Source organism: Arthrobacter sp. Y3225116, assembly GCF_059091245.1.
Window position 1 is genome coordinate 1 of record NZ_JBNHGL010000520.1, and the last position, 729, is coordinate 729.

Annotated in this window: 2 protein-coding genes; one reads left to right on the forward strand and one right to left on the reverse strand. The window is 72.6% G+C overall.

Going from position 1 to position 729, the window contains the following annotated elements:
* The first annotated feature begins 46 nt into the window (after positions 1 to 46).
* Positions 47 to 523, forward strand: coding sequence for a DUF5719 family protein (locus AC5RV2_RS18730; RefSeq protein WP_494093579.1), 477 nt, complete (start codon positions 47 to 49; stop codon positions 521 to 523).
* Between the two features lie 31 nt (positions 524 to 554).
* Here AC5RV2_RS18730 and AC5RV2_RS18735 read toward each other — a convergent pair whose 3' ends face one another.
* The gene (locus tag AC5RV2_RS18735; RefSeq protein WP_494093580.1) at positions 555 to 710 is read right to left on the reverse strand and encodes a metallopeptidase family protein; all 156 of its coding nucleotides are present in this window, start codon (positions 708 to 710) and stop codon (positions 555 to 557) included.
* Positions 711 to 729 lie beyond the last annotated feature (19 nt).

Sequence of the window (729 nt, forward strand, 5' to 3'; positions counted from 1 at the left end):
GTGAGCCAGCTGAATCTGTTCCGCGGCGGCCGGCAGCGTCACCAGGGTGCCGCTGGAGTCGTTGCCCGCCGGCACGTATTCCGTCGAAATCAGCGCCGACGTGTCCATCGCTGCCGCCGCGCGGGTCAGCAGGGGAACCGAGGCGGGCGAACCGGTGGACTTCGGGTGGTCACCGGCGACCGGCCGCCTCGGCAGCAACCATGTGGCGGTCGTGCCGGGCGGTGTCAGCTCCCGGATGGCCTTCAGCGCGCCGTCCGGGGACGCCCGGGTGGAAATCACGCCGGTGGATCCGAAGGGCAAACTGGGGGAGAAGCAGGCGGTGACGGTGCCCGCCGGAACCACCGTGACCGTGGATCCCCGGGCAGACGGCGCCGACGCCGCGGCCCTGTTGATCAGCGCGTCCGGCGAAGCCGTCTACGGCGCCCAGGTCTTGACCGACGGCGGCGCTCCCGACGTTGCGGTCCTGCCGGTGCCCGCCGGCACGCAGGCGCAGAACGCGGTGCCGGTCGATATCGGGTACTAGGGAAGAAGCGGCGCCGGGACCGGAACGCCGGTCAGGGGCGGGTCCGGCCATAGCCGGGGTCAACCGCTTCCGGCGCCATGTTCAGCAGTTGCGCGGTCTGCTCCACCACCACATCGTGGATGATTTCCGGCAGCTCGGCCCGCAGCCGGGCGGCCGCCTGGACCGGCTGCCGGAACACGGTCACCACGGCCGGGCGGCCCGGCGAG